We start from the raw sequence: 26,390 nt of genomic DNA, 5'->3' as shown, positions 1-26,390 counted from the left end.
AGAACAATGTCTGTTCTGGCCGGGCTCACAGCAGCCCTCTCAAGCGGTTCGGTGGAAATCATCGACCTCACCACGCCCCTGAGCTCCGAGACGCCGATCCTGAACCTTCCGCAGCCATTCGCGAATACGGTGGGGTTGTCGGTCTCGCCGGTGAGTAAATTCGACGACGCCGGCCCCGCTTGGGCTTGGAACGATGTCACAGTGGGTGAACACGCCGGGACACATCTGGACGCTCCGGTCCACTGGATCACGGGCAAGGACGGAAAGTCCGTGGACCAGATCGAACCACAGCGCCTGGTGGGTCCCATCGCGGTGATCGACAAGACTGCCGAGGTTTCTGCCAACCCTGATTTTCTGTTGGAACCGGAACACTTTGAGCAGTGGCAGGAGGAACACGGAGCTTTCCCGGAGAACTGCTGGGTCATTTTCCGGACTGGCTGGGCGGCCCGTGGCGCTGACGCCGCGGCTTTCGTCAACGCGGACGACGCCGGTCCCCACACTCCGGGCGTCTCTTCCGCAGGTGCCAAATGGCTAGCCGGCAATTCCTCGATCAGCGGTTTCGGCGTTGAGACCGTAGGCATTGACGCCGGCCAGGCCGGAGGCTTGGATCCGATGTTCCCTGTCCACTCGTTCCTTCTGGGAGCAGACAAGTACGGCGTGACCTCGCTGCGGAATGTAGACCGGCTCCCCGTCACAGGCGCCACGTTGATAGTGGCGCCATTGCCGATCGTGGGCGGCACGGGCAGCCCCAGCCGCGTGTACGCGCTGATTGAAAAAGACGCGGCTGAAAAGGGCGCGGCTGAAAAGGACGGGGCTGAAACAGCATGAACGTCCGAGTTCGGGTCTCAACGCTGGTGGGCAGGACGCTGGCGAAGCTCGGTGTCGGACACGTTTTCGGCGTGGTGGGCAGCGGCAACTTCGATGTCACCAGCACCCTCATGGCCCAAGGCATCCCCTTCACTGCTGCCAGGCACGAGGGCGGCGCCGCCACCATGGCCGACGCATATTCGCGGATGTCCGGAAAGGTAGGCGTGGTCACCACCCATCAAGGGTGCGGGTTGAGCAACGCCATCACCGGAATCGGTGAGGCTGCGAAAAGCCGCACCCCCATGATCGTCCTGACTGCCGACACGCAGGCTGCAGCCACCAGGTCCAACTTCAAGATTGACCAGGACGGATTGGCGCGCAGCGTGGGCGCCGTGGCCGAACGCATCCACTCCCCCGCCACAGCTGTCGCGGACACTGTCAGGGCTTTCCGGACCGCGGTGAACGAGCGCCGAACAGTGGTCCTGAGCCTGCCGCTGGACATCCAAAGTGGCACTGCCTCCGACGAGGTGAGTGACGTCGTCGTGCCGGAGCCGTTGAAGGTCCGCCCGGACGCTGCCGCAGTTGAGCGACTGGTGGCGCTGATCGGGGCAGCGGAACGGCCCGTGTTCGTCGCCGGACGCGGCGGACGGGGTGCCCGGGACGAGATCCTGGAGCTGGCACGGCACGCGGGTGCGCTGGTGGCAACCTCCGCTGTGGCGAGCGGGCTGTTCAACGGCGACTCCCACAACTTGGGTATTTCGGGTGGCTTCTCGTCGCCGACCACGGCGGAACTCATTAGCGGCGCCGACCTGATCGTGGGATGGGGCTGCGCGCTGAACATGTGGACCATGCGGCACGGGAGGTTGATTTCCGTCGGCACCAAAGTGGTGCAGATCGACGTCGAAGATTCCGCACTCGGCGCGAACCGGGCTATCGCGCTGGGAGTGCTGGGTGATTCGGCGCTGACCGCGGTTGATGCTTTATCGCTGCTGCGGGAGGTGCGGGCCGAGCCCGCTGAGAAGTACCGCACGGAAGCCAACGCCCTCGCCATCAAGCAGGCATCGCGGTGGCGGGACGTGGACACGGAGGACCTGTCCACGGCAACGTCCATCGATCCCCGCGTTCTGACCCGCGAACTCGATTCAATGCTCCCCGCCGAGCGGATCGTGGCCGTGGACTCGGGGAACTTCATGGGTTATCCCAGCCAATACCTCGCCGTGCCGGACGAATTCGGGTTCTGCTTCACCCAGGCGTTCCAGGCAATTGGGCTGGGTCTCTACACGGCCATCGGCGCCGCCCTTGCACAACCGCACCGCCTGCCGGTCCTCGGCGCAGGCGATGGCGGATTCCTTATGGGCATCAGCGAGTTGGAGACCGCCGCGCGACTCAAACTGCCCTTGGTGTGCATCGTCTACAACGACGCCGCCTATGGGGCGGAGGTGCATCACTTCGCGTCCGAACACACGGAGGCTGAGCTTGCAAGCGTCGTGTTCCCGGAGACGGACATCGCCGCGATCGCCCGCGGGTTCGGCGCTGAAGGAGTGACCGTGCGGACCGTGGCGGACTTGGAAGCGGTGCGCCCGTGGATCGCGGCATACCAAGCCGGAACCCAAGACCGGCCTCTGGTGATCGACGCAAAGATCGCGTCCGATGGTGGCTCGTGGTGGCTGGCCGAAGCGTTCCAAGGCCACTAGCTACCCGGCCCCAACCTAGCTCGCAGTAGTGGTTGTTCCCAGCTCCGGGAACAACCACTACTGTCAGCTACTTGAAAAAGAACTGGACTTCGTTAATAAGTAGCCTTAGCATTTTTACCTGTATCGACAGCTAGCTGTTGGAGGCGGCGAAAATGCGAGCGATGGTGTACCGCGGCCCTTATAAAGTCAGGGTCGAAGAAAAAGATATCCCCCGGATCGAGCATCCCAATGACGCTATAGTCCGGGTAACCGGAGCCGCGATCTGCGGCTCAGACCTGCACCTGTATCACGGCATGATGCCGGACACGCGGGTGGGGATGACCTTCGGGCATGAATTCGTGGGAGAGGTCCACGAGGTTGGCTCGTCGGTTCAAAACTTGAGCGTCGGGGACCGCGTGATGGTGCCCTTCAATATCTACTGCGGGTCCTGCTATTTCTGTGCCCGCGGACTCTATTCCAACTGCCACAACGTCAACCCGAACGCGACGGCGGTGGGCGGCATTTACGGATACTCCCACACCACCGGCGGTTACGACGGCGGCCAGGCGGAGTTCGTGCGCGTGCCGTTCGCCGACGTCGGACCCACAAAAATACCCGAGTGGATGGATCAGGAAGATGCGGTGATGCTCACCGATGCCCTCCCCACCGGCTACTTCGGGGCACAACTGGGAGACATTGAGCAGGGCGACACTGTTGTGGTTTTCGGCGCGGGACCTGTGGGGCTGTACGCGGCGAAGTCGTCGTGGTTGATGGGCGCGGGACGGGTGATCGTGATTGACCACCTCGAGTATCGGCTGGAGAAGGCCCGGACGTTTGCCCATGCGGAAACGTACAACTTCACCGAGTACGACGACATTGTGGTGGAGATGAAGAAAGCCACGGACCATCTTGGCGCAGACGTGGTGATTGACGCCGTCGGAGCTGAAGCGGACGGCAACCTGACACAGCACATCACGTCGTCCAAATTCAAGCTGCAAGGCGGTTCGCCCGTTGCGTTGAACTGGGCCATCGATTCCGTCCGTAAAGGCGGAACAGTGTCCGTGGTGGGCGCCTACGGCCCCATGTTCAGTGCAGTGAAGTTTGGCGATGCCATGAACAAAGGGCTGACGCTGCGGATGAACCAGTGCCCGGTCAAGAGGCAGTGGCCCCGACTGTTCGAGCATGTGCAGAACGGCTACTTGAAGCCCAGCGACATCATCACCCATCGGATTCCGCTGGAACACATCGCTGAGGGATATCACATCTTCTCGGCCAAGCTTGATGACTGCATTAAGCCGATCGTGACCACGACAGCCTAGACGGCCGGACCAGGCTTACGGCCTGAACAGGCAAAGCAAGGAGAACATCATGCCTTACACAGCAGAAAGGCCCCAACCGCGGCCAACGCCTGAGGAGCTGCGGGCCAAAATCCCGGGGTGGGGCGTCGATCTGGACCCCAAGGACCGCCCGGCTTTCCCCCGTGAGCAGCGCGGGATTCCCACCGGGGCTCATTGGGACTTTCCGGAACGCCAAGAGGAAACCTGGCCACGGGAACGCTCTGTTGAACACAAATTCCTGACACCGGTTTTTGGGACATCAACCCCGCCAAAGGGCGTTTCAGGTGCCATTCGAAAGTACGCCTACAAGTACAGCGAAGGACGGGCCGCGCACTGGCTGCTCCTGATCGCAGGTGACCGCGTGGACGCCTGGGAGAACCACCTGAAGTCATTTGCCACGCTGCGCCCGGATAATCCGATCACCGAAACCGGCGTGCTGAGCGAGTTCAAGAACCACGGCATGTCTTCACGATGGGGAAGGAAGCGGGCGGACACCAAACACCAGTGGATGGACCCCATCATCGTCGCCGGTCCGTGGCTCCTGGTGGGTACCGGCGTCGTCCTGGCTCTCAAGGGCATCACGAAAGCCGCCGGTAAATCCCGCCGCTAATTTAAGCCAATATGCAGCAGATGCCGTTTTGGACGTCCAAAACGGCATCTGCTGCTTCCTACATGGGTTGGTTACGCGTCGACGTCCGTGTTCACGATGTACACGTCGCAGGGGGCACCGTGCGCCACGCTGTTGGCGATGCTGCCCAGGACGCGGCCGAGCCCCTTCATGCGCTTGTTGCCCACAACGATCAGCGAGGCATTGTTGGTCTCGGCGTAGTTGATGAGGGCGTTGGCCGGAGTACCGCGGGCTGCGAAGTACTTGATGTTGCCTGCGGGAACGTCCAGCTCTTCGGAGACCTTGCGGGCCACGTACTCCGCTGAGTCGGCCGAGGAGACGGTAATGCGGTCGCTGCCGCTGCCGAATTCTTCGATCCGGTCATCAGAGAAGCCGCTGATGACGTGCAGTTCGGCACCGAGTGCGGTGGCGAGCTTCGCTGCTGCCACTGCTGCGCGCTTGGCCGTCTCGCTGCTGTCAACGCCGACCACAATAACTTCTGACATGAGTACTCCTGGTTGTGGGGATTCACTGGGTGCTGCTGCAAAGAAATCTACACTCGATCACCACCTGCCGGGCTGACCCTTTTGCGTCGGGAGTGTTTACGGCGGGTGTCACTGGGTAGGGATAAATCATCGGAACGATCACACGACCGAAAGGCAAGACAATGAGCGACGCACAATTTTCCCCGCAGACCGCCATCGTCACGGGATCGGATTCAGGGATCGGAAAGGCCACGGCGGTGGCGTTGGCCAAGGCCGGCATGGATGTTGGCATCACCTGGCACTCGGATCAGCAGGGTGCGGAGGAAACCGCCGAGGAAGTCCGCGGCCTGGGCCGAAAAGCAGTGGTACACCAACTGGACACCACAGATGTCCGTGGAACGGCCGCGGCCATCGACAAGCTCGCTGAGGAACTGGGCGGCGTGGACGTCTTCGTCAACAACTCCGGGACCGGAGACGGCACCAAGTTCCTTGAGCTGGATTACGACACATGGATGTCCACCCTGGATACCAACCTCAACGGTGCTTTTGTGGCGATGCAGACAGCGGCAAAGCGCATGGTGAAAGCCGGCCGTGGTGGGCGCATCATCGCAGTCACCAGCGTCCACGAGTTCCAGCCGAGGGTGGGAGCCTCAGCTTATGACGCCTCCAAGCACGGATTGGGTGGCCTCATCAAGACCATGGCCCTGGAACTTGCTGAGCACGGGATCACTGCCAACAACGTGGCACCGGGCGAAATCGCTACTCCCATGACAGGCCAGGAGGACGAGGATCCCACCAAGAAAGAACGGCCCGGAGTTCCCGTGGGTCGCCCCGGCGATGCCCGGGAAATCGCTGCCGTCATAGCCTTCCTGGCGTCTCCGGATTCCAGCTACGTCAATGGCGCTTCGTGGCCGGTGGATGGCGGAATGTTGCAGATGGGACCGCAGGCAGGTTCGCACATCACCAGTAACGACTGGCGCGAAAGCTAAGCCACTGCAGACTCTGGCCGCACGGTGATCCGTGGGCTAGTCTGCATGGACGGCCTGCCTGGCGGGCCCGATTTTCCAGAGATTCGTAAGACGTTGATGAGGAGCACCATGGCTGGCCACACATATAGCGTTTCCGAAATTGTAGGAACTTCCACCGAGGGCGTTGACGACGCCATCAAGAACGGGATTGCCACCGCATCCGAAACGTTGCGGAACCTCGATTGGTTTGAGGTCAAGGAAATCCGCGGCCACCTTGAGGACGGCGCAGTGGCCGACTGGCAGGTCACCATCAAGCTCGGTTTCCGCCTGGAGCGCTGATTACCTCAGGCGCTGACCTCCCGCGAGCGCTGACCTCCCGCGAGTTGGCAGTTAACGCCCATGTTTTCCGAAAACATGGGCGTTAACTGTCATCTCGGCGGGCGGGTTCCGGTTCCGGGACCTCAGCCGGGCTACCCACCTCACCGAAGCTCAGCAGCGTCAAAGCGTCCGACGACGGCGAGCCGGCTTTCGCGGAATAGACCCTCAGCATCTGGTCGGGGTCGTCCGGGAGGCTCAGCGTTTCAAAGTTCAGTTCCAGGTGGCCGACGATCGGGTGGTGCAGCCGGACAGTTCCTGCGGACCGCGATGCTACCCTGTGCCCGGCCCACCACTGCCGAAAATGCTCACTGTGTACGGCGAGTTCACCCACCAGCTGGTTGGTCTGGGGATCGTTCGGGTGCCGGCCTACGTCCATGCGCAGAGCACCCACGGCTTCGGCCGCCACCGACTTCCAATCCCTGAACAGCTGCCCTGCCAACGGATCCAGGATGATCCAGCGGGTCAGGTTCCGCTCCGCGGCCGGCAGCGCCGTGAAGTCGGTAAACAGCAGATGGGCCATCCGGTTTCCGGCCAGGACGTCCGCGCGCCTGCCAAGCACCATGGCAGGAACATCGCCAACGGCATCGAGCAACTGCCGGAGTGCGGGCCTCACCTTTTGAACCGGGCCGGGGTTGCTTGCCGAACCCGCGCAGTGCTCCAGCAGGTCCATCATGTGAGCCTGTTCCCCCGCGTCCAGTCGCAGTGCGCGGGCCACGGAGTCGAGGACCGCCTTGGATGGATGGATGTTGCGGCCCTGTTCCAAGCGTGTGTAGTAGTCGGTGCTCACTCCGGAGAGCCGGGCAACCTCTTCGCGGCGGAGTCCGGGCACCCTGCGGGCACCACTGGACTCCTGCGCTCCGGCATCCTCGGGTGAGAGGCGGGCACGCATGATTTTAAGGAATTTACCGAACTCGGCGCTTTGACCCATCCGTCCATTCTGCCGTTCAGAGCGTGTGAAAGACCACCATTGTGGGTAGGACTACCAGACCTAGGAAAAACAGGATCAGGCTGGATTGCTGACTCCGCCGCCAAAAGTGAATAGGCTCGGTACAGAGCCTCCGAAAACGCTTTCTGGAAACAGGAAGGCGGAGTGTCACCACCATAACCATCCCGTCGAAGGAGACCGTCATGCCAGAGCTGACATTGAACAACGGCGTCACCATTCCCCAGCTCGGATTCGGTGTGTTCCAAGTGCCTGCTGAGAAAACGCAGAAGGTAGTGGAAGACGCCCTGGAAGCCGGCTACCGCCACATCGACACCGCGGCTGCCTACCGCAACGAGGCCGGAGTGGGGGCCGCCGTTGCTGCCTCGGGCATTCCCCGGGAAGAGCTCTTCATCACCACCAAGCTCCGTAACGGCGAGCAGGGCGAGGCTTATGACGCCTTCCAGCGCAGCCGCGATGCCTTGGGTCTTGAAGTTATCGACCTGTACCTCATCCACTGGCCGGTCCCTTCGCAGGGCCTCTACACCCAGGCCTGGAAGGAGATGGAGAAGCTGTACCAGGACAAGCAGATCCGGGCCATCGGAATCTCCAACTTCCTCTCCGACCATGTAGACGCACTGCTCAAGGAAGCTGAAGTAGTTCCCGCCGTCAACCAGATCGAAGTCCATCCCACGTACCAGCAGGGCGAGCTGGCCAACAAGTGCCGCGATCTCAGCATCGCTGTGGAGGCCTACAGCCCACTGGGCCAGGGCAAGGACCTGAATGCCGAGCAAATAGCACTCGTGGCAGCGGCACACGGCACTACCCCTGCACAGGTGATCCTGGCCTGGCACCTCGCTCAAGGGACCATCGTGATCCCCAAGTCCGCTGACTCGAAGAGGATGCGGGAAAATTTCGGCGCGGCAGACCTCACCCTCACCGAATCCGAGCTGGCAGCCATTACGGCACTCGAAGCGGGCGCCCGCATCGGTTCCGATCCCGCCGTCGCCGCTTTCACCCAGCTTTAAGCCCCGGAAGAAGGACTGACAAACATGCAGTACACGCATCTGGGCCGATCCGGCCTGAAGGTTTCACGCCTCTGCCTGGGCACCATGAACTTCGGTCCGCAAACAGACGAAGCAACAGCCCACTCGATCATGGACTCCGCATTGGATTCCGGCATCAACTTCTTCGACACCGCCAACGTATACGGCGGAACCGGGCACCGCGGCTGGACCGAGGAAATCATTGGCCGCTGGTTCGCGAAGGGCGGCGAGCGCCGTGAGCGCACCGTCCTTGCCACCAAGTTGTACGGCACCATGACAGACCGGCCGAACGAATCCAAGTTGTCGGCGCTGAACATTCGCCGTGCACTGGATGCGAGCCTGAAGCGGCTGCAGACGGATTACATCGATATCTACCAGTTCCACCACATCGATCGTGATACGCCGTGGGATGAAATCTGGCAGGCAATCGAGGTTGGCGTTCAGCAGGGCAAGATCCTGTACTCGGGCAGCAGCAACTTTGCGGGGTGGCACATCGCCCAGGCGCAGGAAGCCGCCCGGAGGCGTCATTACACCGGGCTGGTCAGTGAGCAGTCCATCTACAACCTTTTCCGGCGCGAAGTGGAGCTTGAGGTCATTCCGGCCGCGCAGCAGTACGGCCTGGGCCTGATCCCTTGGTCGCCGCTGCAGGGCGGGCTGCTTGGCGGCGTGCTGAAAAAGGAAGAGCAGGGCGTCCGCCGCACAGAGGGCCGTGCGCTGGAGACCCTCAAGAAGCATGGGGAGCAGATCCGCCAGTACGAGGATTTCGCGGATGAGTTGGGCCACGCACCCGGAGATGTAGCGCTGGCTTGGCTTCTTCACCAGCCTGCCGTGACGGCTCCGATCGTTGGACCACGCACACAGGAACAACTCGATGCGGCCATCCGTGCCTTGGATGTCGCCTTGGACGAGGACGCCCTCAAGCGGCTGGACGGCATCTTCCCGGGTCACCGGACCGCCCCGGAGGACTACGCCTGGTGAGTACCCTCTTACCGCAGGCGGACACCGTCTCGCCGCGGAACATCCTGTTCATCGGCGGGACCGGGGTCATCAGTGCGGCGGCGGCTGAACGCGCCGTCGCACTGGGCCACGGGCTGACCATCCTCAACAGGGGAAGGTCGGCCGGGCGGCCGGTTCCTGCGGGTGCGGAAATCCTCCATGCGGATGTCCGTGACGCAGCCGCCGTGCGTGAGGTGCTGCAGGGAAGAGAGTTCGACGCCGTTGCGGACTTTATCTCCTACACACCGGAGCAGGCGCGGGCCGGCTTGGAATTGTTCCGCGGGCGGACGGGACAGTACGTCTTCATCAGTTCTGCTTCGGCGTACCAGAAGCCGCCCACCACGCTGCCAATCCGGGAATCGACGCCTCTGAAGAACCCGTTTTGGCAGTATTCGCGGGACAAGATTGCCTGTGAAGAGCTGCTGTTCGAGGCCTACCGTGAGCTGGACTTCCCGCTCACGGTAGTGAGGCCCTCCCATACCTATGACCGGACCAAGATCGCGATGGTGGGTGGTTGGACTGATATTCACCGGATGCGCGCCGGGATGCCCGTCATGGTGCACGGTGATGGAACGTCCCTCTGGACGCTGACCCACAGCCGGGATTTTGCCAAGGCGTTTGTTGGTCTATTGGGACGGCCCCAAGCCGTTGGTGAGAGCTACACCATTACCTCTGATGAGTTTCTTCCTTGGAACCAGATCTACCGCCTGTTTGCGCGGGCGGCCGGGGTGGACGAACCGGAACTCTTTCATGTTTCTTCGGAAACCATCGCAGCCCACAGCCCTGAGCTCGGCCCCAATCTGTTGGGCGACCGCTCGCATTCGGTGGTGTTCGACAATTCCAAAATCAAAGCACTCGTCCCTGATTACCGGGCTACGATTCCCTTCGCGGACGGTGCGCGGGAGATTGTGGCATGGCATGATCAGCATCCTGAGCAACAAGTGGTTCAAGAGGACTACATGGAGCTAAGCGATCGGCTTTATGAAAGGAATGTGCGCCCATGACATTTGCCCCGCTCATTGAACTCAACGACGGCCATAAGATCCCTCAATTGGGACTCGGCACCTGGCCGTTGAATGATGCCGAGGTTGCCGATGCCGTGGTGGAGGCGGTGTCGCACGGCTACCGGCACGTGGACACGGCAAAAAAGTACGGCAATGAGAAAGGCGTGGGCAACGGCATCCGTGCCTGCGGGGTGAATCGCGAAGAACTCTTCATCACCACAAAATTGGACGGGGAATTCCAAGGCTCGGGCCAGGCCGCTGCCGGGCTGGACGGCTCCTTGGAACGCTTGGGGCTGGAGTACGTGGACCTGCTGCTGATCCACTGGCCGCTCCCCCGCCGCGGCGAGTTCGTCTCTACCTGGAAGACCTTCGAGGAACTCCAGGCCTCCGGAAAGGCACGATCCATCGGCGTTTCCAACTTCAAGCCCGCCCACCTGGACCAGCTCTTCCGCGAAACGGACGTTGTGCCCGCGGTCAACCAGATCCAGGTCAGCCCTTCCATACCCCGCCCGGCCGCACGGGCGTTCAATGAGCGGAATGGCATCATCACGGAGTCCTACAGTCCGTTGGGTGCCGGCAGCGACCTCTTGAACGCCCCGGTATTGGCCGGCATTGGCGAGAAGCACGGGAAGACGCCGGGCCAGGTGGTGCTGCGCTGGCACATTCAGCAGGGTCTGGTGGCCATACCTAAAACCTCGAATCCGCAACGAATGAAGGAGAACCTGGACATTTTTGACTTCGAACTGGACCTCGACGACCTCACTCGACTGCAAACCCTCGACGCCGGTCCGGACGCCGGTGTGGACTCGGACGTACAGGGGCACTGACCATGGGTAACGCAAAAACACTGATCTGGGTTGGTTCCTATACCGCGGACAGGAACGCCAACGGCGAGGGCATCGCCGCGCTTTCGGCCGATGATGACGGTCAACTGACGCCCCTCGGCTTGGCAGTTGCCGCCGATTCACCGTCGTTCCTGGCGCTGCATCCGACGCTTCCGGTGCTCTACGCGGTTGCGGAGGAGGCAAAGACCGTGCGGGCGTATCGGCGGACAGGTGACGCCGTGCTGGAGGCCTTCGGCGAACCGTGGCCGGCCGGTGAAGCCACCTGCCACGTAGCTGCCGATCCGCAAGGACGCTTTATTGTGGCCACCTGCTGGGGCGACGGCCAGGTCATCCTGTACGAACTGGACGACGACGGCGCCATCACCTCGCGCACCAGTGCGGCAGCCGCCGTCGATCCCCACACTGCAACGTCCCCGGACGAGCAGCGTCCCAGCCGCGGGCACTCCAGCCTGATGCTCCCGGATGGCCGTGTGATGACCACGGACCTGGGGCATGACCTGGTCCGGGTGTGGCAGTATTCGCCCGGCGAAGGCCTGCAGCTGGACCATCAGGTGGTTTTGCCCAAGGGCTCGGGGCCACGGCACATGGCCCGCCATCACAGCGGAACTGTCTTTGTGGATACCGAATATTCGGTGGAAGTAGCTGCGATTCGGATGGAACCGGACGGCACCTATGAGCTGTCGACCATGGTTCCGGCGAGCGCCACGGGGGCCAAGGACGGCGACGCCGGCGCGGAGATTGCGCTCTCCCCCGATGGCCGCTTCGCTTATGTGGGCGTGCGGGGGTCCAACCGTATTTGTGTGTTGAAGGTGTCCCACGGCGGGGCCGGTCTGGAGCCCCTCGCGGAGGTTCCCTGTGGCGGCGAGTGGCCTCGCCACCACTTGGTCCGCGAAGGCTGGCTGTACGTCGCCAACGAAGGTTCGGACGACGTCGTGAGCTTCAAGCTGGACCCCAAGACCGGCCTGCCGGACGGTCCTGTGAGCCGGGTTGAGATGGGCTCTCCGAGCGTTCTGGTTCCCGCCGCTTAAATGACGCCGAGACGGCAGTTAACACCCATGATCCGCTCAGACATTGGTATTAACTGCCATCTCGGCGAGTTATTTCAGGCTGTCCAGACCTCGACGTCGTCCGTTCCGCAGATGAGTCTGCGGCCGGTCGGCTCAAGGATGACCCAGAGCAGTTCCTGATGCTTGGAAACGTCGTCCACGCGGCCGGTTCCAGCGCCCCATGCGACGTCGTAGATCCACACGGGGTCGCCGGAGCTGAGTTCAGTCCACTCCGCGGCCGGTACGTGGCGGTAGTCGGCGGGCCTGTTCAGGATGGTGCTGGTCATGCCGACACTTCAGCGGCAGGGCGCCGGCGCCATACGGTGGGAACCCCGTTGTGCGCCGGCAGGATGTGGCCTTCCGCGAACACCTGGACAGCATCCGGGTCGGCGTCCGGGCTCCACAGGCCTGATGCCGGGCAGTGGGAACCAGTGGGCATGACGCGGGTGGCTCGTTCGCGCAGGAGGGCGATGCTCTTCATCGTTGAAACTCATCCTTGGGTAGATCGGGGGCGTTATGTGAAGCAGATCTCTTCAACTCTATGCAAGTCCCGCATGCCTGGTTATGGGCAATTGCATAACATTTTCGATCACGGAAGTGCAGAGGCACAGCCAGTGTCAGAACTCCCTGTCCAAAATGCCGTTTTCGGTCAGCGGAGCCAGCGAGCAGGCGACTCCCGCCGGAGAACTGACGGCCGACGTCGGTGTCCAGACCATGTTGGCCGCCGCGCCTGAGGTCCTTATTCCAGCTCCACCACTGGCAACGCTTCCCAGGACCACGGTGACAACAGTCCGGGGAATTCCGCCCACCGTTTCAGTGGAAGCTGTCATGGTGGCGTTGAACACTACCGTCTTGCGGTTCTTGGCGTAGTTCTGCTTCAGGTTGACCGAGCCGAGGTTCACGCTGCTCCCGGCCCGTTGCACGTCAAGGACATCCTGGCCGTTGCCCAGGCCCAACAGGTTTCCGTCCCGCAAACGAACTGTCACAGGAAGGGACGCCCCCGCCCAGCCCGGAGTGACAGTTGCCAAGTTGACTTGCTGGCTGTAGACGAAGCTCATCGAGTCGCCGGGTTCGAGCCTTCCCTCAACGGCCCCGGCATTGGAGGTCCGGATGTCGGCTACCCGGAGCGGACTGTTGTCCACTCTCCTGGCAGCCACCGTTGCGGAGACGGTTTCCTTGCCGTTGCGGTCGGTGAGTACCGCCCTGAGGTCGTAGGTACCGTCTGCGTAACCGGTGGTGTTCCAGTTGCAGCTGTAGGGAACAGTGGCAACGGTGCAGAGCGCGCTCCAGGTAGTTGTCCCGGCAGGGGCAACTTGAATGCGAACAGAGGCCACTCCGGCAGTTGAGTTCGCGGCAGCAGTCAGAGGCACGATGCCGGTGACGTAAGCGCCGGGATCCTCCAAGGAGACCGATGCCACCGTGTTGTCCACGGTTCTGCTGAGCGTGGCGGAGGTGGCACTGTTCCCAGCTGCATCCACACTGATGGCCCTGAAGGAGTAGCTGCCGTCGGCCACGGTGGTGGTGTCGAAGCGGCAAGAGTAGGGGCTCTCGGTAACGGTGCACACAGTGGTCCAGGTGCTCGTCCCGGTTCGGGCGTACTGAAGGCTGACTTGCGCCACCCCGGAGTGGGCGTCCATGGACGTGGCGCCCAAAGTACGCACGCCGCTGAGCGGCGTTCCCGGGTCCGTCATGGTGACTGCAGGAGCCAGGTTGTCCACGGTGATATCCGTGACCACTGCCGAATAGGTGGTGGTCAGGCCTGCGACGGCCACGGCCCGGAGGTCGTAGGTTTCGTTCGCGGTGAAGGCCGTATTCCACGTGCAGTTATATGGAGCAGTGACGTAAAGGCACAGGGTGTTCCACTTGTTGGCCCCGGCCAAGGAGTACTCAACCCTGACGCTGTAGAGCGTGTTGCCCGCACCCAGCAGGGTGGTGGACAAGGGAATGCTGCCGCGAACTGCTTCAGCCGGGCTGGCCAGGACCACCAGGAGATTATTGGCGACAGTCGTGGCCCGGACGGCAGTAACGGAAGTGAGCCCGGCGTTGTCCGTAGCCCGCGCGCGGAGGCTGTAGCCGCCGTCGGGCACTGCTTTGGTATTCCACTGGCAAGTGATCGTGGCGGTGGAACCTGAACAGATGCTGGTCCAGGTGGTGGTTGTACCGTCGCGGAGGTACTCGACGTCGATGCTCCGGACACCGGACTCGGCATCCTGCGCTGCGGCCGGGATGGCAACGGTGTCCTTGACCGAGGCGCCGGGGTCCGCGAGCGTTACAGTGGGCGGATTCCAATCCGGAGACGCCGCCCAACTGTTGCCGGGAGTGGACGTCACGGAGGTGAAGGCAGCGGCGGACGTGCCAGCCGTCGCACCGAGGATGACCAATACGGCAATGACCGCCGCGAGGAGGAAGGCCGCAGCGGCCTTGACGCGCGGACTGTCCCAGAGGCCGGGAATGGCAGCGGAAGGTGGCTGGGGACTGCTCCGCTGGCGGCTCGCCCGCTGGGGGCTGTCCCGCTGGGGGCGGGACGTCCGGGTTTCGCCCCCAGTGCCGCCTATATAGATGGCGCAAACAACAGCGAGAAGCGTTCCCACAGACCAGATGGCAAGCTGCGGTAACGCCCCGTGCGTCATCCAGAGCCCCGGCAAGCCGACCATGGGCACCAGGATGCGGGCCCTGCCGCTGATCTGCTCACGCTTCATCGGAGTGCTGTCCACATCCATGTTGGCGTCGCCGGCCGTCACGTAAGTGCCGTCGTCGTTGGCATCCACCACGCGATGAAGCCGTGTTTTTGCTGTTCCGTCGGGTTCAGCCTCAGCTGGGCTGAGGTAGGCCACCACGCCACCCACCGGGACTGGTTCGGCGTCGGAAAGCTCAGAGGTGAGGACCACATCACCGGGGCTGATGTGCGGCTCCATGGAACCGCTTTGCACCACGCTCCCGCTCCAACCCAAGAGCGCCGGGAAGAGGGCTATTACCGCCAGGCTCAGCGAAATGCCGAGATAAACCCTGGCGATAATGCCCACGACGAAAGGAACCCATCCCTCAGCGGAGAACAGGGCTGATCCGGCGTTGTCCTTGGTGTCCAATCCCACGTGGCAGCAAAGAGTCCAATCAGCCTACGGAGTAGGCGCGGTGTCCGACTGCAGTTCCCACACGAGGTCGATGCCCACACGGGCGCCCTGCAAAGCGTTCACTTGGTCCTGGGTCAATCCGGTGGTGTCGAAACGCCATGTGCCGCGGTAGCTCTGGGTCTCTCCGGGCGCGCCCGCAGTCTGCCAGGAGGAACCGCCCGTGGCGAAATCTCGGTTCTGGGCTGCCAGTGTGGAAATGGGAAGCTCAGGAACGGTGTTGGCGATGGGAGTGAAACCGGTGCAGTCATTGAATGAGCCGCCCGTGCCCTGCTCCAGGTCAAAGAAGATGCGGTCTTCAAGGCCGCGGTCCGCAATCAGATTCTGCGTGTAGGCACGAACTTCACCGGCCACATTGGCATTTGATGTCACCACGATGCATTTCTGGCCGGTCTGGCCCGGCACAATGTTTTCAACGGTGAATGCCGCGGCACCAAGGTCATCGTCGGTCAACGTGACACTGCCGGTGCTCCAAGCGCTGCCGGAGTTACGGGTGGTCGCCGTGAATGCGGCCTGTGATCCCTGCCAGACCATTGCTCCGGCGATGAGTATTGCAATGGGCCCAGCTGTGAAGGCCGCAATGGCCCTGGTACGTGAGGAAGGGGTTTTCATGATGCAAATCCTTTTGCTTGAGACCGGTCCGAGGCCGCACGCTGGGAAGCATCGAGACCAGGCACCCCATTCACTGCGTAACGACGAGTTCAGAGTACGTGAATTCAGGAGAGCTATCTACACGTTTGTCATGCAATTGATCATTTGGTCATTGACTTGTCATAAAAGGCACCCCTACTTAACATGCTCGGGAAATAATGAGCCACGGTAGATTCGATGCACCAACCGCGAACGAAGGCGTGAAACAACATGATGAAAACAGGACCGGCAGCAGACTGGGCCCGCAAGCAGGTAGACCTCAATCGTGTGCCCGTCGCTGTCCTGGGCATCGCCTCCAGCCAGGGCATCGAGGACATCGTGGCGTTCGGGACCGACGACGCCAGGCGAGCCACAGCCGATGACCATTTTGCACTGTTTTCGGTGACCAAACCGATCACTGCGCTCACGGTCATGCGGCAGGTTGAGCTGGGGAAACTCTCGCTCGGCGCTTCGCTGAGTGACGCTCTCCCGGACTTCGGCGCCGGCCGCACTGACACTGTGACCCTCGAGCAGCTACTGAGCCACCGTTCCGGCATTGCGGATCCTGCGCTCGACGACGGGACTCCCCTCAGAGAGTCGCTCACCTCCGCGGGTCAAGCCTTTTACGCTGGCTCCTTGGCCCAGTACTGCAACATCGCCTTCGAAGGTGCGGCAGCAATGGCTGAGTGGGCCGACGGACGCCCGTTCGAGGAGCAACTGCTGGCCTTGGCAGCTGACACCGGAGCCCAAGGCTTCACCTTTGAGACGGAATGCAACCCGCACGCTGTCCACGGCACCGATGCGGCTGGGTTTAATGTCCAGGCAATGTACAAGAACAGGCATCCGGGAGCCGGGCTGCTCGGCACGGCCGCCGACCTGCTCAATCTGGGCTCCGAGCTCCTGCGGAACTCCGGGAAAGCCGTCAAGCCCGCGACGCTTGCCGCCATGCGTCGGCCCCGAACCACCGAGGTTTCCCACGTCATCAACCGGCCCGCTCCCCTGCGGCACACGGGCTTGGGCTTCCAGTTGCCCGCCAACGAGTCCGAACTCCTCGCGAAGGGGATCTACGGCCACCCGGGATGGTCCGGCACCGAGTGGTGGATGCTCCCGGAGCAGGACCGCTGCGTCGTGTTCCTGACCAACGTGCTGGATGCCCCGGACCTCGGCGTGGACACGAACGAACTCTTCAACGCTGTGGCGGCCTCCTAGCGGACACCGCCCACACGAGCACGAACAGGCCCACCAGGATCAGGCCGGCGTCGCCAAGGTCGATGCTGCCAAGCCATGTGGTCAGGGGGTCCTCGAGTTCAAACGCGGAATTTATGAATCCACCGAGGGTGATGACAGCAATGAACAGCGCCGAGACTGCTGAAATGCCAGTGATCACGGCATTGAAGCCGAGCTTGCGTCTCGGGTCATGGATGGCCGATTTGTACATTTTCATCATGGTCACGCCGTTGACGGAATCGCACAGGGTCATGGCAGCGGTGAACGCAAGCGGGAGTGCCATCAAGGCAAGCGGCGAGACCCCGGCGAGTGACGCCGTCGTGGTGATAACCAGCAGGCCGATGGTTGTGGCGGTATCGAACCCGAGGCCGAACAGGAAGCCGATCACGTAAATGTTCCGTGGCCGCTCCACCTTGGATAAAGGCTTGGCGAGCAGCCGTGCGACGAAGCCTTTCGCTTCGAGGTCCTCCGGACGCACTTCGCCGCCGCGCTGCACGTACCGGTAAACCTGCGAGGCGCGAACGAATGCCGAGCCGTTGAACAGCCCCATCGCCAACAGGAACAGCCCGGAAACTCCGCTACCAATTAAGCCGAGCACCTTGTTTCCCGTGGTGCCGTCTTCCATGAACTGCCCGATGAGCGTCGCACCCGCCACTACCAGCAGCCCGGTCAGGATCACCACGGAGCTGTGGCCCAGGCTGAAGGCGAAACCCACGCTCACAGGGTCCTTGTGCTGAGCCACGAATTTGCGGGTGGAATTATCGATCGCGGCGATGTGGTCCCAGTCGTAACTGTGCTTGATTCCGGCCGCATAGGCGGTGATCACCAGCCCAAGTCCCAGCGGCTGCGCGCCACCGGTGGTACCAACAAGCAACAGCACGACGGCGGCAAGGTGCAGCGCGGCCACGGCGCCGAACGTGAACAGCAGCCGGGTACGCAAGGACAACGTCTCCCGTTCCCGGTACATGGTGGCGAACCCGGTCAGCGGAGTCATCAGTACTTCCTCAGGTTCAAGGGCGCCTGCCCGTACCAACGCTCCCGCAGGAGGCCGGTGCAGGCACCCAGTAAATTGTTGAGTTCCTCAGTGCTGTTGGACAACGATCGCAGCACAAGCCCGGCACTACCGGCAATAGTCGCCGTCAAAGACACCCCGGTGTGAGCCTCAAATTCACGGGCTATCAGGTCAAGCTCATCAGCAAGCCCTTGACCCACCCGCGAATCCACCACCACCAACGACCCCAAGTGACTGAAACCCTCCATAAAGCCCATCCCGCTCACATCGGTAAGGGGTGGCCGGATCAGGAGGTTGTCGAGGGCCAAGAGCTTCGCTCCGTCCCCGGTCTCCATCCAGATCTCATTCCGCAGCCGCACCTCTTCGTATTTGAAGGATGCGCCGTCCGGGGACCACCCCGGCGTGATGACCTCGGCCATGACAAGGCTCGACGCCGGGTGGAGACTGATGCGCGAATTCTGCCGGTAGCTCGCTTCCCGGTAGGCAATCAGTTGGTCGGGCATCAGTTCCAGCCGCGAGCCCTCCCCCAGTTTGATGTTCATCCGCTGCTCAGCAAACGACCCCGGGGTCCGGTAAATCTTGGTAGCCGACTGCGTGGTCAACAACACATCCGCCCCCGTCTCGACCTCCACCTCCACAACAAACAGGTCCGCCCCCAGATACGCCCCACCGGGATTGACCATGACATAACAAACCTGCCCGGACTCATCCAAGTAATGCGGCCGGAGCACCCTCAACGCGCCCTCATGAAACTGCCGGGAAGCCACGGACCGCCCATCCCGCACACTGATGCCAAGCTCCAACCGCCCCCGCAGTGACCCGACAGCGGAGGCGGCGGAGCCGGGGATAAGGGGCCGCGGCGTGGCGGGCACCGCGAAGCGGGCACGGCCCCTTATCCCCGGCGTAGCCGCCGGACCCGTGGTGGGCGCTGTTGTAAGTGGGCTCATGACGCCAAGTCGAGCATCAGGACATCGCGGCGGATCCAATTGAGGACCGCGTCCAACCCGTCGTCGGTCTTGAGGTTGGTAAAGCAGAACGGCTTGTTCCCGCGGAACTCCTTGGAATCCCGCTCCATGACGGCGAGGTCCGCCCCTACATGGGGTGCCAGGTCGGTTTTGTTGATGATGAACAGGTCGGATTTGATCATGCCTTGGCCGGCTTTGCGGGGGATTTTTTCGCCTTGGGCGACGTCGATGATGTAGATGGAGAAGTCGACGAGTTCGGGGCTGAAGGTGGCGGAGAGGTTGTCGCCTCCGGATTCGACGAAGATGACTTGGAGGTCGGGGTGCCTGGCCTTGAGTTCTTCTATGGCAGCGGTGTTCATGGAGGTGTCTTCGCGGATGGCGGTGTGGGGGCAGCCGCCGGTTTCGACGCCGATGATGCGATCCTCGGGGAGGATGCCGTTGGCGGCGAGGATTTTGGCGTCTTCGATGGTGTAGATGTCGTTGGTGATGGCGGCCATGGAGATGTCGCCGCTCATGTGCCGGGTGATGCGTTCCACGAGTTGGGTTTTGCCGGCTCCGACGGGTCCGCCGACGCCGATTTTGATGGGTTCTGTCATGTTTTCTGTCCTTTGCACTAGCTAGCTCATGAACATGCGGGCACGTTGCCGTTCGTGCCGCATTTGTGAAATTTCGAGGCCGGGGCTGACGGCCCCGAAGTCGTCCCAGCACAGCTGTGCTATTTCATCGACGGCGGCAGCTACGGCGTCGTGCGCCTGGCGCAGTACCCGTTGTCCGGCGTTCTGTCCGAGCGGAATAGCGCGCACGGCGTTCTGGGTCAACGAAGTAACGGCAGCATACAGATAGGCAGAAAGCGCCGCCCCAAGCGGAACCCCCAAAGACCGCGCAATGACCCCAAAAGCCAAGGGCTGATGCCCCGCGGCACTTCCACCACGAACCAGCCCCCGATACGCCTCCAACTCCGCCGAAGGAAACACCTCGCCCCCAATCTCCAACAGCCGGCCCCCCATTTTCAAAGAAGCCTCCCGAACCTCCCGAGCCAACAACTGCGCAGAAAGGACAGAATCCAACAAGCCAACATCCACCCCCTCATACAGGAACCGCAAAGCCAACCCATCGGAATAGGCCAACTGCTGCCCCACAAAAACCCCCAACCACTCCCCAAAAGACCTCGCATCCCCCACAAGCTCACGATGTATGTAGCTCTCAAACCCCAAAGAATGAGCAAACGCCCCCGTAGGCAACGCAGAGTCGGTCAGTTGCTGAAGAGCAAGCTGATAGGAGGTCATGAGAGGCCCCCGAAGGTGCGACGACAGACCGGAGCCGGGCCGGGATTTTGGGCCGCGGTGTGGAGGGCATCGCGAAGCGGGCACGGCCCAAATCCCGACCCGGCGCCCCAGCCACGTTCACCCACGGACGCCACCATAACCGCGGTATTAGTGCGAATGCTCAGCATGGCGGAAGGCAACCGGCATGACCTGTTCTTGCCTCTCGTAGGGGGCGCCGACGCTCTTCAGATAATCTTCGACCGTGTGGTCATACTGGCAAACCATGACTTCGGCCCCGTACTCGGACGCAGCGTCGAAGAATTGTGCCTGCAGGTGCCGGTTGCCGAGCGAATGTGCCACGACGCCCATTTCGTGGATGCTGCGCGGGGCGATGACCAGGACGTCGGTGGGCAGCACGGAGATGATGATGACGTTGTGGTCGCTGATGTCGAGGACGTCGCCGTCGCGGAGGTCGCCGGTTCCGGTGGGGAGGCGGATGCCGAGTTCTTTACCGTGGTCGGTGGTGACGCGTTGGATGCGTTTGACGAGCAGGGCGCTGGGCAGGACTACTTTTTCCTTGTGATGCCCTGCGTAGTGGTTGGGTTGTTCGTGGACGTTGCCCAGGATTTTTTCGATGATCATGAGGGCTCCTAGAAGAGGAAGTAGCGCTGCGCCATGGGCAGCACCTCGGAGGGCTGGGAGGTGGCTTCGACGCCGTCGACCGTAACCTTGTAGGTTTCGGGGTCGACGGCGATTTCGGGGGTTTCGCCGTTGTATTTGAGGTCCGCTTTGGTGAGGTTGCGGATGCCGGTGACTGGTTTGATGATGCGTTCGAGGCCGAGCTGCGAGGGCACTCCGGCGTCGATGGCGGCTTTGGACAGGAACGTGATGGCCGTCTGTTGAAGTGCCTTGCCGTACGTTGCGAACATGGGCCGCATGGTGCGGGGTTGGGGCGTGGGGATGGAGGCGTTGGCGTCGCCCATGAGTGCGTAGGCGATGTGTCCGCCTTTGATGACGAGTTCGGGTTTCACCCCGAAGAACGCGGGATCCCATAGGACGAGGTCTGCGAATTTGCCTTCTTCCACGGAGCCGATGACGTCTGCCATGCCTTGGGCGATGGCCGCGTTGATGGTGTATTTCGCGATGTAGCGTTTGAGTCGGAAGTTGTCGGATTCTGCGGACCCATGCACCGCGCCGGAGGGGTCCTGCAGGACCCCTCGTTGCCTTTTCATGGCGTCGGCAACCTGCCAGGTGCGGGTCACAACTTCACCCACGCGTCCCATGGCTTGGGAGTCGGAGGACGTGATGGCGAAGATCCCGAGGTCGTGCAGGACGTCTTCGGCGGCGATGGTTTCGGCCCGGATGCGCGAGTCGGCGAACGCCACGTCTTCCGGGATGTCCGGGTTGAGGTGGTGGCAGACCATGAGCATGTCCAGGTGCTCTTCGATGGTGTTTTTGGTATACGGGAGCGTGGGGTTGGTGGATGCGGGGAGGACGTTGGGAAGGCCGGAGATCTTGATGATGTCCGGAGCGTGTCCGCCGCCTGCGCCTTCGGTGTGAAAGGTGTGGATCACGCGCCCATCGATGGCCCGGATGGTGTCTTCCACAAAACCGCACTCGTTGAGGGTGTCGGTGTGGATGGCCACTTGAACGTCGTATTCATCGGCCACCCGCAGGGACATGTCGATGGACGAGGTGGTTGAGCCCCAATCCTCATGGACTTTCAGCCCCACGGCACCGGCGCGGATCTGCTCGGCGAGGGGCTCGACGGCGGATGCGTGGCCTTTTCCGAAGAGGCCGATGTTAACAGGAAGTCCTTCGGCGGCCTGGAGCATCCTGGAGATGTGCCAAGCGCCGGGCGTGACGGTGGTGGCTTTGGTTCCTTCGGCCGGGCCGGTTCCGCCGCCCACCATGGTGGTGATGCCGTTGCAGAGGGCGGCGGGGACTTGTTCCGGGGAGATGAAGTGGATGTGGGTATCGATGCCACCGGCGGTAAGGATTTTCCGCTCGCCGGCGATAATTTCGGTGCTGGCACCAATCACGATGTCCACGCCGTCTGTGATCTGTGGATTGCCGGCCTTGCCGATCCTGAAAATGTGGCCGTCTTTCAGAGCGATGTCGGCTTTGTAGATGCCGCTGTAGTCCAAGACAATCACGTTGGTGATCACTGTGTCCGGGATGTCTTCAGAGCTGGTCAGTTGGCCGTTCTGGCCCATGCCGTCGCGGATGACCTTGCCGCCGCCAAACACTACTTCTTCGCCGTGGACCGTGTGGTCCTTCTCGATCTCGAGGAACAGCTCGGTGTCGGCAAGGCGGATGGCGTCACCCGTCGTGGGACCGTACAGCTCGGCGTACTGCTTGCGTGGGATCTCGAAGCTCACTTGGCGCCTCCTTCTGCTGCGGTGCCCTGGCGGGCCTCCCCGCTCAGGCGGGTTCCGCCGTCGAGCTTTCCATTGACAGCGTTGCTGAGCCCGAAAACTTCACGCGCTCCCGCGAGCTCAATCAACTGAACCGTTTTCCGGTCACCGGGTTCGAACCGCGCTGCGGTGCCCGCGGGAATGTCCAGACGGCGGCCGTAGGCGGCTTCGCGGTCGAATTCGAGGGCACTGTTCGCCTCGGCAAAATGGTAGTGCGAACCCACCTGGATTGGTCGGTCGCCGCGGTTCACAACCTCGACGGCGATTCCCTCACGGCCGCTGTTGCATGCGATGGAACCTGGCAGGAGCCTGTATTCACCGGGGATCATGGGGGCTCCTAGCGGATGGGGTTGTGGACGGTGACGAGCTTGGTGCCGTCCGGGAAGGTGGCTTCGATTTGGACGTCGTGGATCATCTCCGGCACGCCCTCCATCACGTCTTCGCGTCGGAGGACAGTGGTGCCGTAGCTCATGAGTTGGGCAACAGTTCGGCCGTCGCGGGCGCCTTCAATGAGTTCGTAGCTGATAATCGCCACGGCTTCCGGGTAGTTCAGCTTGAGTCCTCGTCCTTGGCGGCGCCGCGCGAGGTCGGCAGCCACCACGATCATGAGTTTCTCCTGCTCACGTGGCAAAAGATGCATGGTTACTCCTTGGACGCCGGGCACCTGGACGGATTGTGATCAGCGTAGGGAGCGGAAGTTTCGGCTACGTTTCCAAATCGTCTCAGTCGGGGGTCGGTTTCCCACGAATTGACCTCAACTTAAGTTGAGGTCCTAGCATCAATCAGGTGTGTCCCCGTGAGGGCACCATCCTCAACCGCCCGGTTCCAGCCCCACGAAGGTGTACGAATGACCCACCCCAAGCCAGTGCCATCCGAAGCAGTCGGCGAGCTTTTCAGGGCTGCGTTCCGCGCTCATCCGGCTGGCGTCTCCATTGTCACCGCAGCAGGACCGGACGGAGCGGTGGGGCTGACAGCGTCCTCGGTGGCATCGGTTGCGGTGGATCCGCCCACCCTCGCGTTCTCCGTAACCAGCGGCCGTTCGGCTTCACACATCGCAGCCGCGCAGACAATTGTGGTCCACCTTATTGGCGCCGATCAGCTGGATCTCGCGCAGATCTTCGCGGACCCATCAGCCCCTCGCTTCACCGACTCCATGGATTGGGAGGTGCTGCCCACAGGAGAGCCCCTGCTCAAGGAGGCCGTCTGTGCGTTGCGGTGCGAAATTATCCACCGGGCACCGCTGGGCGGCTCCGTGTTGCTGGCAGCGAAGGTTCTGGAGATCCGGTCCAACCCGTCCAGCTCAGCTCCGCTGGTTTATCTCAACCGGGAGTTCCATACGTTATTCCAGAGTGTGTCAGCCGTGGCTTAGCTGAAGGTACTGGTCCATCAGGTCCACGAAGACCTGCCGGTTGGTTTCGAAAGCCACTTCGGCATGGTGGAGAATTTCCTGCTTCTCGGCGTCAGAGAAACCGGCCTCGTCCAAGTGACCGCGGTATGAGTCCTTGTACGGCTTGATCTTCCCGATGCTGTGAAAAGCGTAGAAGTTCAGTCCTTCGGGGCTGATGCCGTAGTGCCGTTGAACCAGGGCGGAAATGATCTGCCCGCCGGAAAGATCACCCAGATAGCGGACGTAATGGTGGGCCAAGAGATAGGTAGCTGAAACCGGCCCCAGGGCAGCGAGTTCATCGGCGTAGGCCTGGGCACCGGGCGTCACGTGCAGTTCGCCCGTTGCCAGCCTTGACTCCCAGTCATTTCCGTAATGCACCGCCATGTCATGTTGCAGTGCCGGAACCCGCATGAGGGCGGGGTCGGCGAAGGGCGTGAGACGAGGGTCCGGGTTGACGTCCAGGGCTGACTCCAAGGCGCGGTAGATGACGTAGTTCTGCAGCAGCAGAGCTGCCACTTGGCTCGCCTCCATCCGGCCGGCGAGCAGTTCCGTGACAAATCCAGCCTGCTCGGCGTGCTCGTGGGCGGAGGATGTGTGGCTTTTGAGCTCCTCGGAAAAGGCCGTCATGGGGTGCTCCAGTCGTCAAGCTAAACGGACCAAAAGGCTGTTTGATGACACTCTGTCACAGGGCAGATATTGGGTAAAGCTTTTACGGGGTGGACAGCAAACCTGGCGCACCCGAGCCAAGCTCCAAACCATATTCGAACTCATCAAGAAGCCCGGAGCGGCCGATGACCTCCGGGGGTGTGGCCCCGGCCGTGGGTCTAAAGGGGTTCTCGGTCTTGGTCACTCAGCACCCTCCCGGATCAGGTGAGTTCAGGTGAATATGGTGAATTTGGACAGCAGGGTGAATTTGGTGAATACCACATGCTAACTCACGAGCTCCGAGCTACGAGGCGGAGGCTGGATGAATCCTTCGAGGGTGGATACCTGGTCGGCAATTCTGCATATAGAGCGGGCGCAAAATGCAGAGCGCCGGAACGTTGGCTATAACGTGTGGCGGTTGAGCCGAAACGTCCTGAGTGGGTAGATGCTATTGAAAGGCCAGGACGGACGGTCTAGTTGTTCCGCCCCCGCGCCGCCACAGCCCACTGCGCCACCACAGCTCCGCCGCGCAGCACAGTGACCTCATCCACGAGGTTCATGGTGAGGCACACATGGTTGGGGATCACCCGGAGCCGGGTTCCCAGCGGCGGCAGTTCGGAGGAATCCGGCCAAACCACCGTGGCGTGGTGCTCGGACAAAGCCGCTACGCGAGCTTCGGGGTATTCGGGAAGCCGTCCGTATCCGCTGGCCCACTCAGGGCGATCGCTGCCCAGGATTTTGCTGCCTGCATCCACCACAACCCTGCGCACGTTCCCGCCACGGGTTTCGTGCCTGCTGACCACCGTGGCAGCTACGGTCAGGGCGATGTCCTCCCAGCCGCAGCGTTCCAGTTCCAGCTGTTGGGCGTCCCCGAATACATAGACTCCAGGACGCAGTTCCGTTGCCGCGGAGTCACCGGAGAGAAGGGCCGTAGGCGTGGATCCCCCGCTAATGGTTTTCACTTCAAAGCCGGCCCGGACCAGGGCGTCGGCGGCCAGTCCAAGGGCCTCATTTTCATTGTTCGCCGCGCCGGTCGGCATGCCGGGTTTGTAGCTGTGCCCAGGGAATGTAAAGACGCCCGCCACGTTCAACCCGGCCTCAGCCGCCGCGCGGGCAACATCCACCACCTCATCCGGAAGTACGCCGCTCCGGTGGTGCCCGCTGTCCACTTCGATCAGCACCTCAATGCTTGCGGCATCCGCCCCGAGTTGGCGACCCATCGCCGTCGCGCTTTCCACCGAGTCAACGCCAACGGCAAGGCGGCACTGTGCCGCGAGGGCGCGTAGGCGTTCCGCGTGCGGCGCTTCGACCCAGAGCGGGTAGGCGATGAAGATATCCTTCACGCCGTCCGACGCGAAGACTTCCGCCTCCCCGATGGTGGCCACAGTGATGCCGACGGCTCCCGCCGCGAGCTGCTTGCGCGCAATTTCCAGCGTCTTGTGCGTCTTGACGTGCGGACGGAGCCCCAGCCCGCGCCCGCGCATGCTCGACGCCATCCGTTCGATGTTCCGGTCCAGGACATCGACGTCGATCAGGACGGCAGGGGTGATGACAGCGCTTGGGATTCCGTTCATTCCTCAAACACTAACGGCCGGGACAC

Annotated in this window: 30 protein-coding genes; 13 read left to right on the top strand and 17 right to left on the bottom strand. The window is 62.2% G+C overall.

Annotated elements, in window-relative coordinates; translation table 11 throughout:
- The first annotated feature begins 6 nt into the window (after positions 1 to 6).
- The 4 genes from ACLRGI_RS14355 (at position 7) to ACLRGI_RS14340 (ending at position 4,427) form a co-directional block, all read left to right on the top strand.
- On the top strand, positions 7 to 828 hold the full coding sequence (locus ACLRGI_RS14355; RefSeq protein ID WP_419202306.1) for a cyclase family protein: 822 nt from the start codon (positions 7 to 9) through the stop codon (positions 826 to 828).
- Positions 825 to 2,501: a thiamine pyrophosphate-binding protein gene (locus tag ACLRGI_RS14350; protein ID WP_419202305.1), complete on the top strand. Its 1,677-nt coding sequence runs from the start codon at positions 825 to 827 to the stop codon at positions 2,499 to 2,501. Before ACLRGI_RS14355 ends, ACLRGI_RS14350 begins: the two co-directional genes overlap by 4 nt.
- Positions 2,502 to 2,653: 152 nt before the next feature.
- Positions 2,654 to 3,799 carry a zinc-dependent alcohol dehydrogenase gene (locus ACLRGI_RS14345; RefSeq protein WP_419202304.1) on the top strand — a complete coding sequence of 382 codons (1,146 nt, stop codon included), beginning with the start codon at positions 2,654 to 2,656 and terminating at the stop codon, positions 3,797 to 3,799.
- A 49-nt stretch (positions 3,800 to 3,848) separates the two neighbouring features.
- The gene (locus tag ACLRGI_RS14340; protein WP_419202303.1) at positions 3,849 to 4,427 is read left to right on the top strand and encodes a hypothetical protein; all 579 of its coding nucleotides are present in this window, start codon (positions 3,849 to 3,851) and stop codon (positions 4,425 to 4,427) included.
- Positions 4,428 to 4,498: 71 nt separating this feature from the next.
- Here ACLRGI_RS14340 and ACLRGI_RS14335 read toward each other — a convergent pair whose 3' ends face one another.
- Complete coding sequence (locus ACLRGI_RS14335; RefSeq protein ID WP_054808808.1) at positions 4,499 to 4,930, bottom strand: universal stress protein; 432 nt, start codon at positions 4,928 to 4,930, stop codon at positions 4,499 to 4,501.
- A 161-nt stretch (positions 4,931 to 5,091) separates the two neighbouring features.
- On the opposite strand from ACLRGI_RS14335, the gene ACLRGI_RS14330 reads away from it, so the two are divergent.
- Complete coding sequence (locus ACLRGI_RS14330) at positions 5,092 to 5,898, top strand: SDR family oxidoreductase (protein WP_419202302.1); 807 nt, start codon at positions 5,092 to 5,094, stop codon at positions 5,896 to 5,898.
- Positions 5,899 to 6,006: 108 nt separating this feature from the next.
- Positions 6,007 to 6,216 carry a dodecin gene (locus ACLRGI_RS14325; protein ID WP_026541717.1) on the top strand — a complete coding sequence of 70 codons (210 nt, stop codon included), beginning with the start codon at positions 6,007 to 6,009 and terminating at the stop codon, positions 6,214 to 6,216.
- A gap of 82 nt (positions 6,217 to 6,298) precedes the next feature.
- On the opposite strand, the gene ACLRGI_RS14320 is transcribed toward ACLRGI_RS14325, so the two are convergent.
- Positions 6,299 to 7,183, bottom strand: coding sequence for a helix-turn-helix transcriptional regulator (locus ACLRGI_RS14320; RefSeq protein ID WP_419202301.1), 885 nt, complete (start codon positions 7,181 to 7,183; stop codon positions 6,299 to 6,301).
- A gap of 200 nt (positions 7,184 to 7,383) precedes the next feature.
- Between ACLRGI_RS14320 and ACLRGI_RS14315 the strand changes: the two genes are divergently transcribed.
- From ACLRGI_RS14315 to ACLRGI_RS14295, 5 genes are read left to right on the top strand one after another with little or no spacing between them, the layout of a single operon-like run.
- On the top strand, positions 7,384 to 8,205 hold the full coding sequence (locus tag ACLRGI_RS14315) for an aldo/keto reductase (RefSeq protein WP_419202299.1): 822 nt from the start codon (positions 7,384 to 7,386) through the stop codon (positions 8,203 to 8,205).
- Between the two features lie 24 nt (positions 8,206 to 8,229).
- Positions 8,230 to 9,201 (top strand): aldo/keto reductase, encoded by a 972-nt coding sequence (locus ACLRGI_RS14310; RefSeq protein ID WP_419202298.1) that lies wholly within the window; start codon positions 8,230 to 8,232, stop codon positions 9,199 to 9,201.
- Entirely contained in the window at positions 9,198 to 10,223 is a 1,026-nt protein-coding gene (locus ACLRGI_RS14305; RefSeq protein WP_419202297.1) for an NAD-dependent epimerase/dehydratase family protein, read from the top strand. The genes ACLRGI_RS14310 and ACLRGI_RS14305 overlap by 4 nt, the downstream gene beginning before the upstream one ends.
- Entirely contained in the window at positions 10,220 to 11,050 is an 831-nt protein-coding gene (locus ACLRGI_RS14300; protein ID WP_419202296.1) for an aldo/keto reductase, read from the top strand. The genes ACLRGI_RS14305 and ACLRGI_RS14300 overlap by 4 nt, the downstream gene beginning before the upstream one ends.
- Positions 11,051 to 11,052: 2 nt before the next feature.
- On the top strand, positions 11,053 to 12,096 hold the full coding sequence (locus ACLRGI_RS14295) for a lactonase family protein (protein WP_419202295.1): 1,044 nt from the start codon (positions 11,053 to 11,055) through the stop codon (positions 12,094 to 12,096).
- 74 nt (positions 12,097 to 12,170) lie between these two features.
- Here the strand turns inward: ACLRGI_RS14295 and ACLRGI_RS14290 are convergent, their stop codons facing one another.
- The 4 genes from ACLRGI_RS14290 to ACLRGI_RS14275 form a co-directional block, all read right to left on the bottom strand.
- Positions 12,171 to 12,401 carry a hypothetical protein gene (locus tag ACLRGI_RS14290; RefSeq protein ID WP_017197047.1) on the bottom strand — a complete coding sequence of 77 codons (231 nt, stop codon included), beginning with the start codon at positions 12,399 to 12,401 and terminating at the stop codon, positions 12,171 to 12,173.
- The gene (locus ACLRGI_RS14285) at positions 12,398 to 12,595 is read right to left on the bottom strand and encodes a hypothetical protein (RefSeq protein WP_419202294.1); all 198 of its coding nucleotides are present in this window, start codon (positions 12,593 to 12,595) and stop codon (positions 12,398 to 12,400) included. Before ACLRGI_RS14285 ends, ACLRGI_RS14290 begins: the two co-directional genes overlap by 4 nt.
- A gap of 136 nt (positions 12,596 to 12,731) precedes the next feature.
- Entirely contained in the window at positions 12,732 to 15,206 is a 2,475-nt protein-coding gene (locus ACLRGI_RS14280; RefSeq protein WP_419202293.1) for a signal peptidase I, read from the bottom strand.
- A 24-nt stretch (positions 15,207 to 15,230) separates the two neighbouring features.
- Entirely contained in the window at positions 15,231 to 15,854 is a 624-nt protein-coding gene (locus ACLRGI_RS14275; protein ID WP_419202292.1) for a hypothetical protein, read from the bottom strand.
- Between the two features lie 249 nt (positions 15,855 to 16,103).
- Here ACLRGI_RS14275 and ACLRGI_RS14270 point away from each other — a divergent pair, with 249 nt between their 5' ends.
- A complete protein-coding gene (locus ACLRGI_RS14270; protein ID WP_419202291.1) occupies positions 16,104 to 17,081 on the top strand; it encodes a serine hydrolase domain-containing protein in 978 nt (325 codons plus the stop codon).
- Here the strand turns inward: ACLRGI_RS14270 and ACLRGI_RS14265 are convergent.
- The 8 genes from ACLRGI_RS14265 to ACLRGI_RS14230 form a co-directional block, all read right to left on the bottom strand.
- Complete coding sequence (locus tag ACLRGI_RS14265; RefSeq protein ID WP_419202290.1) at positions 17,059 to 18,093, bottom strand: HoxN/HupN/NixA family nickel/cobalt transporter; 1,035 nt, start codon at positions 18,091 to 18,093, stop codon at positions 17,059 to 17,061. The genes ACLRGI_RS14270 and ACLRGI_RS14265 overlap by 23 nt on opposite strands.
- Positions 18,093 to 19,058 carry an urease accessory protein UreD gene (locus tag ACLRGI_RS14260; protein WP_419202289.1) on the bottom strand — a complete coding sequence of 322 codons (966 nt, stop codon included), beginning with the start codon at positions 19,056 to 19,058 and terminating at the stop codon, positions 18,093 to 18,095. Before ACLRGI_RS14260 ends, ACLRGI_RS14265 begins: the two co-directional genes overlap by 1 nt.
- Positions 19,055 to 19,672 (bottom strand): urease accessory protein UreG, encoded by a 618-nt coding sequence (gene ureG, locus ACLRGI_RS14255; RefSeq protein WP_419202288.1) that lies wholly within the window; start codon positions 19,670 to 19,672, stop codon positions 19,055 to 19,057. The genes ACLRGI_RS14260 and ureG overlap by 4 nt, the downstream gene beginning before the upstream one ends.
- A gap of 21 nt (positions 19,673 to 19,693) precedes the next feature.
- On the bottom strand, positions 19,694 to 20,362 hold the full coding sequence (locus ACLRGI_RS14250) for an urease accessory protein UreF (protein WP_419202287.1): 669 nt from the start codon (positions 20,360 to 20,362) through the stop codon (positions 19,694 to 19,696).
- Between the two features lie 147 nt (positions 20,363 to 20,509).
- Positions 20,510 to 20,983, bottom strand: a complete 474-nt coding sequence (ureE, locus tag ACLRGI_RS14245) for an urease accessory protein UreE (protein ID WP_419202286.1) — start codon at positions 20,981 to 20,983, stop codon at positions 20,510 to 20,512.
- An 8-nt stretch (positions 20,984 to 20,991) separates the two neighbouring features.
- Positions 20,992 to 22,722, bottom strand: a complete 1,731-nt coding sequence (ureC, locus tag ACLRGI_RS14240) for an urease subunit alpha (protein ID WP_419202285.1) — start codon at positions 22,720 to 22,722, stop codon at positions 20,992 to 20,994.
- Positions 22,719 to 23,087 (bottom strand): urease subunit beta, encoded by a 369-nt coding sequence (locus ACLRGI_RS14235; RefSeq protein WP_419202284.1) that lies wholly within the window; start codon positions 23,085 to 23,087, stop codon positions 22,719 to 22,721. Before ACLRGI_RS14235 ends, ureC begins: the two co-directional genes overlap by 4 nt.
- Before the next feature lie 8 nt (positions 23,088 to 23,095).
- Positions 23,096 to 23,398: an urease subunit gamma gene (locus ACLRGI_RS14230; protein WP_091464608.1), complete on the bottom strand. Its 303-nt coding sequence runs from the start codon at positions 23,396 to 23,398 to the stop codon at positions 23,096 to 23,098.
- Between the two features lie 207 nt (positions 23,399 to 23,605).
- On the opposite strand from ACLRGI_RS14230, the gene ACLRGI_RS14225 reads away from it, so the two are divergent.
- The gene (locus tag ACLRGI_RS14225) at positions 23,606 to 24,127 is read left to right on the top strand and encodes a flavin reductase family protein (RefSeq protein ID WP_419202283.1); all 522 of its coding nucleotides are present in this window, start codon (positions 23,606 to 23,608) and stop codon (positions 24,125 to 24,127) included.
- On the opposite strand, the gene ACLRGI_RS14220 is transcribed toward ACLRGI_RS14225, so the two are convergent.
- The 3 genes from ACLRGI_RS14220 to ACLRGI_RS14210 all read right to left on the bottom strand — a co-directional run bounded on the left by ACLRGI_RS14220 (position 24,113) and on the right by ACLRGI_RS14210 (position 26,364).
- Entirely contained in the window at positions 24,113 to 24,772 is a 660-nt protein-coding gene (locus ACLRGI_RS14220; RefSeq protein WP_419202282.1) for a biliverdin-producing heme oxygenase, read from the bottom strand. The two genes, ACLRGI_RS14225 and ACLRGI_RS14220, sit on opposite strands and share 15 nt — an antisense overlap.
- Positions 24,773 to 24,854: 82 nt before the next feature.
- Entirely contained in the window at positions 24,855 to 24,995 is a 141-nt protein-coding gene (locus tag ACLRGI_RS14215) for a hypothetical protein (protein WP_419202281.1), read from the bottom strand.
- Between the two features lie 268 nt (positions 24,996 to 25,263).
- Entirely contained in the window at positions 25,264 to 26,364 is a 1,101-nt protein-coding gene (locus tag ACLRGI_RS14210) for a D-TA family PLP-dependent enzyme (protein WP_419202280.1), read from the bottom strand.
- Positions 26,365 to 26,390 lie beyond the last annotated feature (26 nt).

Origin of the sequence: Paenarthrobacter sp. PPS72, assembly GCF_048537125.1 — a bacterium.
Lineage (GTDB): Bacteria > Actinomycetota > Actinomycetes > Actinomycetales > Micrococcaceae > Arthrobacter > Arthrobacter nitroguajacolicus_E.
The sequence above is the reverse complement of the archived record's forward strand: the minus strand, read 5'-3'. Positions and strand labels throughout refer to the sequence as shown.

Bases quoted from the DNA above. Each gene is read 5' to 3' on its own strand.
- ACLRGI_RS14210 (WP_419202280.1), bottom strand. From the start codon at position 26,364: ATGAACGGAATCCCAAGCGCTGTCATCACCCCTGCCGTCCTGATCGAC.
- ACLRGI_RS14265 (WP_419202290.1), bottom strand. From the start codon at position 18,093: ATGACTCCGCTGACCGGGTTCGCCACCATGTACCGGGAACGGGAGACG.
- ACLRGI_RS14310 (WP_419202298.1), top strand. From the start codon at position 8,230: ATGCAGTACACGCATCTGGGCCGATCCGGCCTGAAGGTTTCACGCCTC.
- ACLRGI_RS14325 (WP_026541717.1), top strand. From the start codon at position 6,007: ATGGCTGGCCACACATATAGCGTTTCCGAAATTGTAGGAACTTCCACC.
- ACLRGI_RS14275 (WP_419202292.1), bottom strand. From the start codon at position 15,854: ATGAAAACCCCTTCCTCACGTACCAGGGCCATTGCGGCCTTCACAGCT.
- ACLRGI_RS14340 (WP_419202303.1), top strand. From the start codon at position 3,849: ATGCCTTACACAGCAGAAAGGCCCCAACCGCGGCCAACGCCTGAGGAG.
- ACLRGI_RS14290 (WP_017197047.1), bottom strand. From the start codon at position 12,401: ATGACCAGCACCATCCTGAACAGGCCCGCCGACTACCGCCACGTACCG.
- ACLRGI_RS14225 (WP_419202283.1), top strand. From the start codon at position 23,606: ATGACCCACCCCAAGCCAGTGCCATCCGAAGCAGTCGGCGAGCTTTTC.
- ACLRGI_RS14220 (WP_419202282.1), bottom strand. From the start codon at position 24,772: ATGACGGCCTTTTCCGAGGAGCTCAAAAGCCACACATCCTCCGCCCAC.
- ACLRGI_RS14285 (WP_419202294.1), bottom strand. From the start codon at position 12,595: ATGAAGAGCATCGCCCTCCTGCGCGAACGAGCCACCCGCGTCATGCCC.
- ACLRGI_RS14260 (WP_419202289.1), bottom strand. From the start codon at position 19,058: ATGAGCCCACTTACAACAGCGCCCACCACGGGTCCGGCGGCTACGCCG.
- ACLRGI_RS14295 (WP_419202295.1), top strand. From the start codon at position 11,053: ATGGGTAACGCAAAAACACTGATCTGGGTTGGTTCCTATACCGCGGAC.
- ACLRGI_RS14350 (WP_419202305.1), top strand. From the start codon at position 825: ATGAACGTCCGAGTTCGGGTCTCAACGCTGGTGGGCAGGACGCTGGCG.
- ACLRGI_RS14330 (WP_419202302.1), top strand. From the start codon at position 5,092: ATGAGCGACGCACAATTTTCCCCGCAGACCGCCATCGTCACGGGATCG.
- ACLRGI_RS14270 (WP_419202291.1), top strand. From the start codon at position 16,104: ATGATGAAAACAGGACCGGCAGCAGACTGGGCCCGCAAGCAGGTAGAC.
- ACLRGI_RS14345 (WP_419202304.1), top strand. From the start codon at position 2,654: ATGCGAGCGATGGTGTACCGCGGCCCTTATAAAGTCAGGGTCGAAGAA.
- ACLRGI_RS14315 (WP_419202299.1), top strand. From the start codon at position 7,384: ATGCCAGAGCTGACATTGAACAACGGCGTCACCATTCCCCAGCTCGGA.
- ureG (WP_419202288.1), bottom strand. From the start codon at position 19,672: ATGACAGAACCCATCAAAATCGGCGTCGGCGGACCCGTCGGAGCCGGC.
- ACLRGI_RS14235 (WP_419202284.1), bottom strand. From the start codon at position 23,087: ATGATCCCCGGTGAATACAGGCTCCTGCCAGGTTCCATCGCATGCAAC.
- ACLRGI_RS14300 (WP_419202296.1), top strand. From the start codon at position 10,220: ATGACATTTGCCCCGCTCATTGAACTCAACGACGGCCATAAGATCCCT.
- ACLRGI_RS14250 (WP_419202287.1), bottom strand. From the start codon at position 20,362: ATGACCTCCTATCAGCTTGCTCTTCAGCAACTGACCGACTCTGCGTTG.
- ACLRGI_RS14230 (WP_091464608.1), bottom strand. From the start codon at position 23,398: ATGCATCTTTTGCCACGTGAGCAGGAGAAACTCATGATCGTGGTGGCT.
- ureE (WP_419202286.1), bottom strand. From the start codon at position 20,983: ATGATCATCGAAAAAATCCTGGGCAACGTCCACGAACAACCCAACCAC.
- ACLRGI_RS14320 (WP_419202301.1), bottom strand. From the start codon at position 7,183: ATGGGTCAAAGCGCCGAGTTCGGTAAATTCCTTAAAATCATGCGTGCC.
- ACLRGI_RS14335 (WP_054808808.1), bottom strand. From the start codon at position 4,930: ATGTCAGAAGTTATTGTGGTCGGCGTTGACAGCAGCGAGACGGCCAAG.
- ACLRGI_RS14355 (WP_419202306.1), top strand. From the start codon at position 7: ATGTCTGTTCTGGCCGGGCTCACAGCAGCCCTCTCAAGCGGTTCGGTG.